The organism is Clostridium sp. UBA5988 (assembly GCF_002435615.1).
Taxonomy (GTDB): Bacteria; Bacillota; Clostridia; order Clostridiales; family Clostridiaceae; genus Clostridium_J; species Clostridium_J sulfidigenes.
Genome location: NZ_DJBA01000077.1, coordinates 87,036 through 100,486, shown reverse-complemented (window position 1 = coordinate 100,486; position 13,451 = coordinate 87,036). Strand labels below are relative to the sequence as shown.

The window sequence follows — 13,451 nt, the reverse complement described above, 5'->3', positions numbered from 1 at the left end:
CATTATCATAAATCGATCAGATGATTTCAAAAAATTCACTTCTTACTGTTGACTTATATTAAACAAAGTAATACAATTATTTAGTGGAAAAATTTATATACCTCGGTAGGTGAGGTTACTACAAGGATACGGGTTGCTACCGTAAAAGAGTGGAAACATTCTTAACTGGTTAGCAGATTTTGCCGAACAAAGAAGGCTTAATCTAACGCAATTTCATTGCCTTGTAGAGCTAAAACTTGAACGAGACATACTATTATTAGTGTTTGCCTGCGTTTAAGTTTACGGAGGTTTTTTTATTTGATAAATTTTAGGAGGTGTAAGAAACATGGACGATGGTAGTAGTAATATTGACAATGAAGATTTAATAAGTTTAATGTTTAATCCCAAAATAAAGCTCTATGTAACTTCTTACCCTCTTTATGACATAATTTAATTTCACTTTAACTTTTTCAAAGTGAAAACTATAATCAAGAATTTTATGTCCATAAACAGATAGAAATATTACATAGTTATTTATCAAGGCATTAAACATGAGGTTTAATGCTTTTTTATGTCTTCATTGTTTTTTACCCACTACAACCTAGAAATTATAATTTTTCAATTTTAGTCAATACTTATTTTGACCGTTCATAATGTATTGAATTAATAGGAGGGGTAACAATGGAAAACACAATAAAACTAATCAATGAAAAAAAGTTCATTGACGCAAGAAAAACTCTTGAAAAAAAGAATGTAGTAGATATAGCTACTTTATTAGGTGAAATGGATAAAGAATCTGTAGTTAAAATTTTTAGAGTACTTCCTAAAGATAAAGCTGCACATGTATTTTCCTATCTAGACCACGAGGAAAGACTATTTATAATTGATTCTATTACCGATAGTGAAATTTCAAATATTATAGATGATTTATTCATTGATGATACTATAGACTTTCTAGAAGAACTACCTGCTAATGTAGTTAAAAAAGTTTTAAAAAATACAGATGAAAATACTCGCAAGATTATAAATCAATTCTTAAAATATCCTGAAAGTTCAGCTGGAAGTATAATGACTATAGAATTTGCTGATTTAAAAAAGCATATGTCTGTAAATGAAGCTATTGCTCATATAAAGAAAACAGGCATAGATAAGGAAACTATTCACACTTGCTATGTTTTAGGCGATAACAGAGAGCTAGAAGGTATTATTTCTTTAAGAAAACTTATTTTAAGTGATGAAAATATGCTAATAGAAAATTTAATGAAAACTGAATTTATACATGTTAATACTTTAGATGATCAAGAGAATGTAGCTCAACTATTTAAAAAGTATGACTTGTTATCTATCCCAGTTACTGATAATGAAAAAAAATTAGTTGGAATAATCACCATAGATGATATAGTAGATATTATAGACCAAGAAAACACAGAAGACTTCCAAAAAATGGCTGCTATGGAGCCAAATGAAGAAGAATACTTAAAGACCAGTGTTTGGACTCTTTCTAAGCATAGAATAGTTTGGCTTCTTGTATTAATGATTTCAGCAACTTTTACAGGAAACATTATAAGAAAATTCGAAGATGTCCTATCCTCAGTAGTTATTCTCGCTTCCTTCATTCCAATGTTGATGGATACAGGCGGCAATGCCGGATCTCAATCTTCAACTCTTATCATAAGAGGTCTTGCCTTAGGAGATATAAAATTATCTGATGGATTTAAAGTTATTTTTAAAGAACTAAGGGTTAGCATCATTACTGGTTCCGTTCTTGCCGTAGTAAATTTTATAAGAATATATTATTTTGAAAAAATTAACCTTTTAATTTCTTTCACTGTATGTATAAGCTTATTCTGTACTGTTGTTGTAGCTAAAATAGTAGGCGGCATACTACCCATCTTAGCAAAAAAATTAAAATTAGATCCTGCTATTATGGCAAGCCCATTAATCACAACTATAGTAGATGCGGTTGCTCTAACTCTATACTTTACATTATCCGTAAATCTACTACACCTAGCAGTTTAATTTATATTTTAATATAATAAAGGACTATTCTAAGGCAATTTATTATCTTTTAATTGCCTTAGAATAGTCCTTTAACTAATTTAAAAAAGAACTACAAGACTTTAGTCTGTAGTTCTATAGAAAATAGATTATTATCTTCTATTTCTTTCTGCTTTTCTTGCTCTTCTGCAATCTGGGCATCTTACTGGCTCATTTTCGAATCCTTTTTCAGCGTAGAAAGCTTGCTCTCCCTCTGTAAATATAAATTCTTTACCACAGTCTTTGCATGATATTGTTTTATCTGCCATTTTAATTCCTCCATTTTTAAAGATTTACATTCAATTAACCAATTCCCTAAAAACGGAGAAAGTTATAATAGATGTGAATCTTTTTATTTTATGGTTTAAGTTTATCACTTTGCTAGTTAAATTTCAAGTATTTTTTGAATACTTATATCCATTTTTATACCAATTATAGGACTATTTTATTTTTAAATAACTCATATACTATATAACAAATCAATCCTTATATTTTAATAAATTATTATAATTTTATATAATAAAATAAAGCTATAAGATTAATTCTTATAGCTTCTATTGAAATATTAAATATTACTATCTTCTATTTCTTTCTGCTTTTCTTGCTCTTCTGCAATCAGCGCATCTTACTGGGTCATTTTCGAATCCTTTTTCAGCGTAGAAAGCTTGCTCTCCTTCTGTGAATATGAATTCATTTCCGCAATCTTTACATGTTAATGTTCTATCTGCCATTTTTCATTCCTCCATTTTTAAAGATTTACTTTTAACTAACTGATTCTCTAAAACTGGAGAAAAATGTTATTAATCTTAAATCTTTATAATATATTTTTTGTATTTACTACTCTTTTAGTATATCATGGTGATAATAATAATTCAATATATATTTTTAATTTTATTTCCTAGATTTTTGCACTTTAACTTTTTTTCCTTTAATAATTATCTCTCCATATTTTTTTAAGAAATTGTCACCTTTATTATTCAGTATATCTACATATGAAATATTATCTTGTATATCTATTATACCGATATCGTCTCCATTTAACTCTGGAAGATTACTAAGAGCTCCCACTATATCTATATTTCTTATTTTCTTCTTTTTACCAGCTCCGATGTATACTTTTAGGATATCTTTATGAATTACTTTCTTTTTATTTCTCTGTCCTTCTTTAAATTCTTTCTGACTCTCCTTAAATATACTCTTACCTTCTTTAATCTCTAAATCACTTGGAAAATTCCCCTTTTTAATACTATATCCTAGGTATTCTTCTATAGAAATCAAATACTTCTTTTCATATTCAGAAACTAAAGTTATAGCTGTACCTTCCCGTCCTGCTCTTCCTGTTCTACCTATTCTATGAACATAACTTTCCCTTTCCATTGGAACTTCATAATTAAATACATGGGTTATATTATCTACATGAATTCCTCTAGCTGCAATATCCGTAGCAACTAGTACTTTAAATTCCTTATTCTTGAACCTTTCCATAGTTTCAATCCTTATTTTTTGCTCCATATCTCCATGTAGTTGTTCTACTGAAATTCCCTCTGATTTTAATTCTTCATACACTTTTTTAACTTTATCTTTGGTATTACAAAATACTATAGCTGCATCTGGTCTACATGCATATAAGTTCTTCCATAAGGCTTTAAACTTATCTTTATGTTCAATATTTAAATATGATTCTTTTATTTTATCACGATTAAATACCTTGGATTCTATTTCTAAAAATCTAGGGTTTATCATATAATTAGTGCATAGCTCCTCAATGCTTTCTGGTATTGTTGCAGAAAATAGAGCTGTTGTCCTTTTTTTCGGTAATCTATCTAGTATATCACTTATCTGATCTATAAAACCCATATTTAACATTTTATCTGCTTCATCAATGATTACATATGTTAAATCCTTAAAGTTTAAGTTCCCTCTATTCATATGGTCACTTATCCTCCCAGGTGTTCCTATTACTATATGTACCCTCTGCTTAAGTTCTCTAACCTGCTCATTAAAAGGCTGCTTTCCAAAAACAGCAGCACATCTAACCTTTTTTATTCTCCCTATATTGGATATATCATCTTTAACCTGTAATGCAAGTTCTCTTGTGGGAACTAGAACTAATGCTGTTATTTTCCCCTCTTCTACCCTAACTTCATTACAAATAGGAACTCCAAAGCTCGCTGTTTTCCCACTGCCAGTTTGTGATTTTACTATAATATCCTCTCCATACAAAAGACTTGGTATTGTTTTATCTTGAACTTCAGAAGGATTTTCAAACCCTAGATTGTTTAGAGCCTGTAATATGTTTTCATTTAAATTATATTTTTTAAATCCACTTTCCATAACTATCTCCTTGTATCTAATTAATATCTAATCATTATTCCTATTTCACCTCATATTAGACTTATATATATATTTCTACTTATTTTAAAAATTTTATACATTAATACTTTTTATATAAATAGTTAATTCTATATAGCTCAAAAATAAAAGCTATAAGAATCACTTCTTATAGCTTTCATTGAAATATTAAATATTAATTATCTTCTATTTCTTTCTGCTTTTCTTGCTCTTCTGCAATCAGCACATCTAGTTGGCTCATTTTCGAATCCTTTTTCAGCGTAGAAAGCTTGCTCTCCTTCTGTGAATACGAATTCGTTTCCGCAATCTCTGCATGTTAATGTTTTATCTGCCATTTACAATTCCTCCATTTTAAAGATCCACCTATTATTAACAAATCCTCTAATTGGAGAAAATTATTATATATGTTAAATCTTTATTTCAATTTTATTTGTGTTTAACCACTTACTCAGTATAACATACACTTTACGCATAATGCAAGTAATTATATAAATATTTTATTTTATCTTTATTTATACAGTAGTAATCCCTTTATTACTTATTTGAAATACTATTTGCTCATCCTTGCCATCTACTAAAATATTGCATCCATCATAAACTTCCCCAGCTATAATTTTTTTTGCAATCATGGTTTCTAAAACATTTCCAATATATCTTTTTAGTGGTCTTGCCCCATAAACTGGATCATAGCCTTCTGTTGCTAAAATCTCCTTAGCTACGTCAGTAATTTCTAAACCTATATTTTTATCATATAATCTTCTTCTAACATGGTCAATAAATATATCTATAATTTTCTTTATACCTTCAATATTTAGTGGTTTAAACATTATAATGTCATCTACACGGTTTAAAAATTCTGGCTTGAACCTACTCTTCATTTCACTCATGACTAAGGCTTTAGTTTTTTCAGTAATTACACCACTATCCTCTAGTAGATAACTACTACCTATATTAGAAGTCATAATTATTATAGTATTTTTAAAGTCTATAGTTTTGCCCTTATTATCAGTGAGTCTTCCATCATCTAATATTTGTAGAAACACGTTAAATACATCTTCATGAGCCTTTTCTATTTCATCAAATAAAACTACTGAATATGGATTTCTTCTTACAGCTTCAGTTAATTGTCCCCCTTCTTCATAACCTACATATCCTGGAGGCGCTCCTATAAGTCTTGATGCTGAATATTTTTCCATGTACTCTGACATATCAATTCTTATAATATTTTCTTCACTATCAAATAAATTTCTCGCTAAAGTTTTAGCCAGTTCTGTTTTACCTACCCCTGTAGGCCCTAAGAAAATGAATGAACCAATAGGCTTATTTTCATCTTTCATTCCTGCTCTAGCCCTAATTACGGCATTAGCAACAGCTGTCACTGCTTCATCTTGACCTATTACCCTATTGCTAAGTTCTTCCTCTAATCTTAATAGTTTTTCTCTTTCTCCTTCTACTAATCGTGTTACCGGAATTCCAGTCCACTTAGATACAATTTGAGAAATTTCTTCTTCTGTAACCTCTTCTTTGAGAAGAGCTGTTTCATAATTATTGTGCATGCTTTCTTCTTTTTCTTTTATTTCTTCTTCAAGACGTGGTATAACCCCATATTTTAGTTCTGCAGCACTATTTAAATCATATTCTCTCTCATACCTTTCAACCTTACCTCTAGCTTCATCCAATTGCTCTTTCAAAGTTCTAACTTCAAGAATCTTACTTTTTTCTTGTTCATATTTAGCAGTCATTTCATCATTTCTTTCTTTTAATTCTGCTAACTCCTTTTGAAGTTGTTCAAGTCTCTTTTGAGATGCTTCATCACTTTCTTTAAGCAGAGCTTCTCTTTCAGTCTCTAATGTAAATAGCTTTCTTCTAACCATGTCAAGTTCTGTAGGAAGAGAATCTATTTCACTTCTTATCATAGCCCCAGCTTCATCAATTAAATCTATGGCTTTGTCTGGTAAAAACCTATCTTGAATATACCTATTAGATAATTTTGCTGCTGTTACTATAGCTGAATCATGAATTCTAACTCCATGGTGTATTTCAAATCTTTCCTTAAGTCCTCTTAATATTGAAATTGTATCTTGTACTGTAGGCTCTTCTGTAATAACTGGTTGAAATCTTCTCTCTAATGCTTTATCCTTTTCTATATATTGTCTATATTCATCAAAAGTAGTAGCTCCAATGCAATGTAATTCTCCTCTTGCTAGCATAGGCTTTATAAGATTTCCTGCATCCATAGCTCCATCAGCTTTTCCAGCACCTACAATGGTATGAATTTCATCTATAAATAATATTATCTTCCCATCAGAATTCTTAACTTCCTTTAGTACAGCTTTAAGTCTTTCTTCAAATTCACCTCTATACTTAGCTCCTGCAATTAAAGCTCCCATATCTAAAGAAAAAATTATCCTGTCTTTTAGTCCTTCTGGCACGTCTCCACGTACAATTCTTTCTGCCAAACCTTCAACTATGGCCGTCTTACCTACTCCAGGCTCACCAATAAGCACTGGATTATTTTTAGTTCTTCTTGACAAAATTCTAATTACACGTCTTATCTCTTCATCCCTTCCTATTACGGGATCTAATTTATGTTCCTTAGCAAGATCAATTAAATTAGTTCCATACTTAGCAAGAGCATCATAAGTTCCCTCTGGATCATTAGTATCTACCCTTTGATTTCCCCTAACCTGAGATAATACTTCCATAAATCTTTCCTTATCTATTCCATAATCCTTAAGTATTTTACCTGATATACCTTTTGCATCTACCTCTATGATGGCTATCATTATGTGTTCTACACTTATATAGGAATCATGAAATTTCTCTGATATATCTTGAGCCTTAACTAAAACTTCATTGATTCTTCTAGTGGCAGTAACTCCAGATGAACGAGCTCCTTCTCCTAATACTTTAGGCATTTTCTCTAGCTCTAAATTTATTTTTCTTTTAATTCCTTCAACATCTACTTCCATTTTCTCAAAGACATTAGGTATTAATCCATCTTTTTGATTTACAAGAGCAGAGAATAAATGAATAATATCTACTTGTTGATGATTATTTCTTACTGCTTCCTCATAGGCATCATTTAAACTTTGTTGAACTCTTATTGTTAATTTTTCTGTTTCCATAACATCACCAGCTACTCCAATTTTATATCCAGTTAAGTAGCATTTCTCCTTTCATAAAATTTCAATTTAAATATTTTCTACTATTTTTCTAAATAACTTTAAAAATTCTTTTCTTTCATCATTTGTGTCTAAGGCATTTAAAACATATCCATACAATTTTCTTTCAAAAGCTAGATGTTCATTTTTCACTTCCTTGCCTTCATCTGTAAGTTGTAATCCATAGGATCTTCTGTCTCTCTTACTAATAGTTCTATTTACATAGTTAAGTCTTTCTAGTCTATCTATAGCACTGGTTAGAGTACTTTTAGGTATATCTAACATAGTGCAGATTTCCTTTAAAATCACATCTTCTCTTTCATAGACAATTCTTATAATACTAATTTCCATAGTATTAAGTCTTTCTATCCTAGGAAATTCCTCCATAGTCCTATATTGATTTGAAAAAGACAAAAACATTTTCCATAAATTCGAAAATTCTTCAACTAACTTGTCATTACCCTCCATTACACCTACTCCTTTAAAATCTTCTTTATCCTACAATCATAAAATTCAATTATTAAATCAATAGATTACAACCTATATTATTGTTTGCTAAACGTAAAATTAAATTAGTACGAAATTAGTACTTTATTATTAAGTAAATAGTACTACCATCGTACTATTTTGTCAATAATGAAATTTTATTAATCAAAAATAAAAGTAATAATGAAAATCTACTATCATTATTACTTTTATTTTATATTTACAATAAATTTTGATTCAATTATTTAATATTTTTTATTTCTTATTTCTTATTTTTCCTCTAACTACTGACGAGTTTTCTTCATAGATCTCCTCTTACTTGAAGTTTTGCCCTTATTGCTATCAAATTTGCCTCGAGCATTATCATTCAGCTTACCTCTAGTATCAGAATTTTTACTTCCATTTCTACCTGCACCTTTAAAATTATCTTCCTGAGCCCCTATATATCTGCTCTTAGACGTATTTTTAACCTTTTTACTTTCTAAATAATCTCTTCCCTGATTTTTTCTAGATGAAGATACTTTAGCATTACTATGCTCTCTGTCTCCTTTATTACGTCTACTATAGTTCCCAGTATGGTTAAGATTTTTTCCATGTGTTTTAGGTCTTATTAGGCACTTTGGTCCATTTCCTATTAAATCTTCTCTTCCAGCCTCCACTAAGGCTTCATATACTATATCATACTTTTTAGGGTTTCTATATTGAAGAAGAGCTCTTTGCATTGCTTTTTCCCTCTTGCTCTTAGGTACATATATCTCTTTCATAGTTAATGGATCTACCCCTGTATAAAACATAGCTGTAGATAAGGTTCCAGGCGTTGGATAAAAATCCTGAACTTGCTCTGGCTGATAATTAATATCTCTTAGATATTCTGCTAACTCTATAGCTGATGCTAATGTGCTACCTGGATGACTAGACATTAAGTAAGGTATAATATACTGCTTCTTCCCAACTTGCTCAGTAAGATTATAAAACTTATCTACAAATCTATCATAGGTCTTCCCAGATGGTTTTCCCATATACTTTAAAACATCAGCACAAACATGCTCTGGAGCTACCTTTAATTGTCCACTTACATGATGTTCTACAAGTTCTTTAAAGAAGGTATCATTTTTATCAGCCATTATATAATCATAACGTAACCCTGAGCGTACAAATGCCTTTTTCACCTTAGGAGTAGCTCTTACCTTTCTTAGTAGTTCTAAATACTCAGTATGATCTGCATCTATATTTTTACACGGTTTTGGATATAAACATTGTTTATGCTTACATGCACCATGCTTAAGCTGAGTTTTGCATGCTGGGCGTCTAAAGTTTGCAGTAGGACCTCCTACATCATGAATATATCCTTTAAAATCGGGTAAATTTGTTATTTCTACTACTTCTTGCAAAATAGAATCTTCACTTCTACTCTGAACTATTCTTCCTTGATGAAAAGTTATAGCACAAAAAGAACAATTTCCAAAGCAACCTCTAGAACTAACTATACTAAATTTAACCTCTTCTATAGCAGCTATTCCACCTGCTTCTTCATAACAAGGATGATAATTTTTTGTGTAAGGTAATCCATAAACATGGTCTAACTCTTCCCTAGTAAGAGGCATCTCTGGTCTATTTTGTACCACATATCTATTGGCATGCTTTTGTACTAGAGTCTTTCCTCTTACTGGATCTTGTTCTTCATATTGAACCTTAAATGCTCTGGCATATTCCATCTTATCTGTAGATACAGCTTTATAGGATGGTATCTCAATATACCCACTTACATATTCTAAGTCATCTATCATATAGCATGTTCCAGGCACATGTCTTATATACTGAACTTCTAATCCATCATTTAAACAATTTGCCACTTCTACTATTTGCTTTTCACTCATTCCATATATAAGTAAATCAGCACCACTATCTACTAACATTGATTTTCTTACCTTATCACTCCAGTAATCATAATGGGCAAATCTCCTAAGACTAGCCTCTACTCCACCAATTATAACCGGAATATTCTTATATGCTTCTCTAATTTTATTACAGTATACAATAGTAGCTCGATCTGGTCTTAAACCCATTTTTCCACCTGGAGAATAAAGATCCTTTTCTCTAACTCTTTTAGCTACAGTGTAATGATTTACCATAGAATCCATGTTACCACCATTAACTAAAAATCCCAATCTAGGTCTTCCTAACTTCATAAAATCTTCAGTGCTATGCCAATCAGGTTGAGGAATTATTCCTACTTTAAATCCTGCATCTTCAAGAACTCTAGAAATTATAGCAGTACCAAAACTATGATGGTCTATATATGCATCTCCTGTTACTATTATAAAATCCAACTGTTCCCATTGTCTTTCTAACATATCATCTTTACAAATTGGTAAAAATCTATTTTCTAACATTTAATCACCTACTCAAATATAGTTCAAATTTATAATTCAACTCAAGGTCTAATTATACTATAAAAAGAATCAAGAGACTATTTCTTTTACAAAATAATCTCTTGACTCTAAATTAAATATATTGGTATTTTATAATAGTTGGCTAAATTAATTTATATTGTTACTTAAAACCCTTAACACCTTAAGCTATTTTAGTAACTTTTTCTTCCTTTAACATCTGTGCAACGTAGTTAGCTAAATCAACAACTCTTGCTGAATATCCCCACTCATTATCATACCAAGATGCTACTTTAATCATGTTTCCATTTACCATAGTTGATAATCCATCTACTATAGAAGATCTACTATCTCCTTTAAAGTCTACAGATACTAATGGTAATTCACATAAACCTAATATTCCCTTAAGTTCATTTTCAGATGCTTCTTTAATTACTCTATTTATTTCTTCTACTGTAGTTTCTTTTTCAACTTCGCATACTAAATCTGTGATAGATACAGCAGCTGTGGGAACTCTTAATGCAAATCCATCTAATCTACCCTTTAATTGAGGTAATACTTTTGCAACCGCTTTAGCAGCTCCAGTTGTAGTTGGTACTATAGATTCCCCTGCCGCTCTTGCTCTTCTTAAATCTTTATGACTCTTATCAAGGATTTGTTGGTCATTTGTATAAGAGTGAACTGTAGTTATAAATCCTTTTTTAATTCCAAATTTATCATCTATTACTTTAGCTACCGGCGCTAGACAATTAGTAGTACATGATGCATTTGATATGATTGTATGTTGTGATAAATCTAAATCAGAATCATTTACACCCATTACTACTGTTATATCTTCATCTTTACCTGGCGCTGTTAATATAACTTTCTTAGCTCCGGCTTTTACATGATCCATAAGTTCTTCTTTTGTTTTAAATTTTCCAGTAGACTCTATAACTAAATCAACCTCTAAGTCCTTCCAAGGAATTTCTTTTGGTGATCCACATCTTGTTATCTTTATTTCTTTATTATTAATTATTATTGAATCCTCTGTTGTCTTAACGTCTCCTTTGAAGGTACCAAAGCATGAATCATAAACAAATAAATGTGCAAGTGTTTTTATATCTGCTCTAGCATTTATAGCTACAATATTAAAATCCGTCTCAGGACTTTCACATGCTATCCTTAAAAAAGTTCTTCCGATTCTTCCGAATCCATTTATTCCAACGTTTATCATAATTGAACCCCCGCAATTCATTGTTATACTCTTTATATCAATATAGTATATCACATTAGAATATGTGTCAAATATAGTATATCATATTTTTTCTTAATTTCCCGTTGAAATATAGTATTTACTTTCATTTTCTTTTGTTTACTACCATTTTCATATTTATATTTATGTAAAAAATATTTAATTTACTAGGTTGGTTATTAAATTTCATTAAAAACTAATCATTTAAATCTGATATATGTGCTACACTTTTTCATTTGAAATATAAATAAAAATCCCACCAAGTTTGGTGAGATTTTTATTTGTTATTCTTAAAGATGAGTTTGAAGTTTAGCTTTAATGTCTTCTGGAGACATGTACCCTACCATTCTATCTACAGGAATTCCATCTTTAAGTACTACCATAGTAGGTACACTCATAACAGAGAATTTTTTAGCAAGAGATCTACTTTCATCAATATCTGACTTTAAAAATTTAATTTTACCATCAAAATCTCCTTGAATATCTTCTAATACTGGGGTTAATCTTTGGCATGGTCCACACCAAGTAGCAAAGAAATCCACTAAAACTAAACCTTTGCCTGCTTCATTTTCAAAATTATTTTCATCTATAACTTTCATAATAATCATCCTCCTATTCTTTTAAAGGTTAATACCTTTATTTTACTATAAATACATAAATTAAAAAAGTCTTCTTTTCATCATTATCCCATTTTATTTCGTATATCTAAGTATAATCCTTAAAAATCCTTTTAATATCATCATCAATCTACGAATTTCAAAGATTATACCATATCAATATTTTTTATATGCTATTTTTCTAGCCATTAACCCTATAAGAGGAATTTCATATTCTTTATATTCATAACACTTTACCATTGAAATAATTTCAAATATAGTTATAACTATAGCAACTATACCTGTTATTATTGCTGATAGTAATATAGTACCTAGGGCCCCATATGCTAGAGGTCTAAAAAACATTAATCCTATACTACCACCTATAATCATAAATATAATAGAACTAAATATAATACCTACAATATTTATTAAAAAAGCTTGCATAGCATGAAACTTCACAAAACTGCTATCCTTTTCTAAAATATAAATTACAATAGGAGCAAGCCACGCTATAATCTTTATTCCTGGAATAAAAATTACTACTATTGCTGCACCGTAAGCAATCAGCGCCATAACATTAGCATCTATATTTCCTATAGAAGACTTATGTGGTTCATAAATATTCATATAATACCCTCTCCTTTTATACCCATATAATTATATTATTCCTTAATATAGTTATAATTACAATATATTTAATTCATTATTTTAAATTTATAAAATAAAGGAATGGAAAAAGTTCATAAATAGTTAATTTTGATTTATGAGCTTTTTCCACTCCTAATAAATATGAAATTATATATGTTTATACTTACTTAAGCTCACCATGTTTTTCATAATGTACAATTTCTTTTATTTTATTGCTATGATCTACAAAAACCACTGTTGGCTTATGTTCTTTGGCTTCTTCTCCATTCATTTCACAATAACTCATAATTATAACCTTATCTCCTACTTGAACACATCTTGCTGCTGCTCCATTAAGGCATATAAGACCACTACCTCTTTTTCCTGCTATAGTATAAGTTTCAAATCTACTTCCATTGTTAATATCTACAATTTGAACCTTTTCATATTCTAGAATTCCTGCTGCATCAAGTAAATCCTCATCTATTGTAATACTCCCTACATAATCAAGCTCAGCTTGGACTACAGTAGCTCTGTGTATTTTTCCCTTTAACATCGTTATTGTCATTGTTTTTCCTCCTAA

Annotated in this window: 12 protein-coding genes and 1 riboswitch; of the genes, 1 reads left to right on the top strand and 11 read right to left on the bottom strand. The window is 30.0% G+C overall.

Annotated elements, in window-relative coordinates; genetic code table 11:
* Positions 1-94: 94 nt before the first annotated feature.
* Positions 95-254, top strand: a riboswitch (M-box (ykoK) riboswitch).
* A 406-nt stretch (positions 255-660) separates the two neighbouring features.
* Positions 661-1,998 carry a magnesium transporter gene (gene mgtE, locus B3J31_RS16970; protein ID WP_150842868.1) on the top strand — a complete coding sequence of 446 codons (1,338 nt, stop codon included), beginning with the start codon at positions 661-663 and terminating at the stop codon, positions 1,996-1,998.
* Positions 1,999-2,129: 131 nt separating this feature from the next.
* On the opposite strand, the gene B3J31_RS16965 is transcribed toward mgtE, so the two are convergent.
* The 11 genes from B3J31_RS16965 to panD form a co-directional block, all read right to left on the bottom strand.
* Entirely contained in the window at positions 2,130-2,285 is a 156-nt protein-coding gene (locus B3J31_RS16965; RefSeq protein ID WP_346867727.1) for a zinc-ribbon domain-containing protein, read from the bottom strand.
* A 306-nt stretch (positions 2,286-2,591) separates the two neighbouring features.
* Positions 2,592-2,747, bottom strand: a complete 156-nt coding sequence (locus B3J31_RS16960) for a zinc-ribbon domain containing protein (RefSeq protein ID WP_150842869.1) — start codon at positions 2,745-2,747, stop codon at positions 2,592-2,594.
* A gap of 160 nt (positions 2,748-2,907) precedes the next feature.
* Positions 2,908-4,350, bottom strand: coding sequence for a DEAD/DEAH box helicase (locus tag B3J31_RS16955; RefSeq protein ID WP_346874249.1), 1,443 nt, complete (start codon positions 4,348-4,350; stop codon positions 2,908-2,910).
* Between the two features lie 197 nt (positions 4,351-4,547).
* Complete coding sequence (locus B3J31_RS16950) at positions 4,548-4,703, bottom strand: zinc-ribbon domain containing protein (RefSeq protein ID WP_150842871.1); 156 nt, start codon at positions 4,701-4,703, stop codon at positions 4,548-4,550.
* 177 nt (positions 4,704-4,880) lie between these two features.
* Positions 4,881-7,496 carry an ATP-dependent chaperone ClpB gene (gene clpB, locus B3J31_RS16945; RefSeq protein WP_346874248.1) on the bottom strand — a complete coding sequence of 872 codons (2,616 nt, stop codon included), beginning with the start codon at positions 7,494-7,496 and terminating at the stop codon, positions 4,881-4,883.
* A gap of 66 nt (positions 7,497-7,562) precedes the next feature.
* Positions 7,563-8,000, bottom strand: a complete 438-nt coding sequence (locus tag B3J31_RS16940) for a MarR family transcriptional regulator (RefSeq protein ID WP_150842873.1) — start codon at positions 7,998-8,000, stop codon at positions 7,563-7,565.
* A gap of 302 nt (positions 8,001-8,302) precedes the next feature.
* Entirely contained in the window at positions 8,303-10,411 is a 2,109-nt protein-coding gene (locus tag B3J31_RS16935; protein ID WP_346867729.1) for a YgiQ family radical SAM protein, read from the bottom strand.
* Between the two features lie 181 nt (positions 10,412-10,592).
* On the bottom strand, positions 10,593-11,627 hold the full coding sequence (gap, locus tag B3J31_RS16930; RefSeq protein WP_150843439.1) for a type I glyceraldehyde-3-phosphate dehydrogenase: 1,035 nt from the start codon (positions 11,625-11,627) through the stop codon (positions 10,593-10,595).
* A 305-nt stretch (positions 11,628-11,932) separates the two neighbouring features.
* The gene (trxA, locus tag B3J31_RS16925; protein ID WP_156964322.1) at positions 11,933-12,241 is read right to left on the bottom strand and encodes a thioredoxin; all 309 of its coding nucleotides are present in this window, start codon (positions 12,239-12,241) and stop codon (positions 11,933-11,935) included.
* A 174-nt stretch (positions 12,242-12,415) separates the two neighbouring features.
* Positions 12,416-12,868, bottom strand: coding sequence for a DUF4870 domain-containing protein (locus B3J31_RS16920; RefSeq protein WP_035132610.1), 453 nt, complete (start codon positions 12,866-12,868; stop codon positions 12,416-12,418).
* Between the two features lie 184 nt (positions 12,869-13,052).
* A complete protein-coding gene (gene panD / locus B3J31_RS16915) occupies positions 13,053-13,436 on the bottom strand; it encodes an aspartate 1-decarboxylase (RefSeq protein WP_150842875.1) in 384 nt (127 codons plus the stop codon).
* Between the last annotated feature and the right edge of the window lie 15 nt (positions 13,437-13,451).

Excerpts from the sequence above, each read along its gene's own strand:
- B3J31_RS16920 (WP_035132610.1), bottom strand. The coding sequence starts at position 12,868 with ATGAATATTTATGAACCACATAAGTCTTCTATAGGAAATATAGATGCT.
- panD (WP_150842875.1), bottom strand. The coding sequence starts at position 13,436 with ATGACAATAACGATGTTAAAGGGAAAAATACACAGAGCTACTGTAGTC.
- B3J31_RS16965 (WP_346867727.1), bottom strand. The coding sequence starts at position 2,285 with ATGGCAGATAAAACAATATCATGCAAAGACTGTGGTAAAGAATTTATA.
- B3J31_RS16960 (WP_150842869.1), bottom strand. The coding sequence starts at position 2,747 with ATGGCAGATAGAACATTAACATGTAAAGATTGCGGAAATGAATTCATA.
- B3J31_RS16950 (WP_150842871.1), bottom strand. The coding sequence starts at position 4,703 with ATGGCAGATAAAACATTAACATGCAGAGATTGCGGAAACGAATTCGTA.
- B3J31_RS16955 (WP_346874249.1), bottom strand. The coding sequence starts at position 4,350 with ATGGAAAGTGGATTTAAAAAATATAATTTAAATGAAAACATATTACAG.
- trxA (WP_156964322.1), bottom strand. The coding sequence starts at position 12,241 with ATGAAAGTTATAGATGAAAATAATTTTGAAAATGAAGCAGGCAAAGGT.
- clpB (WP_346874248.1), bottom strand. The coding sequence starts at position 7,496 with ATGGAAACAGAAAAATTAACAATAAGAGTTCAACAAAGTTTAAATGAT.
- B3J31_RS16935 (WP_346867729.1), bottom strand. The coding sequence starts at position 10,411 with ATGTTAGAAAATAGATTTTTACCAATTTGTAAAGATGATATGTTAGAA.
- mgtE (WP_150842868.1), top strand. The coding sequence starts at position 661 with ATGGAAAACACAATAAAACTAATCAATGAAAAAAAGTTCATTGACGCA.
- B3J31_RS16940 (WP_150842873.1), bottom strand. The coding sequence starts at position 8,000 with ATGGAGGGTAATGACAAGTTAGTTGAAGAATTTTCGAATTTATGGAAA.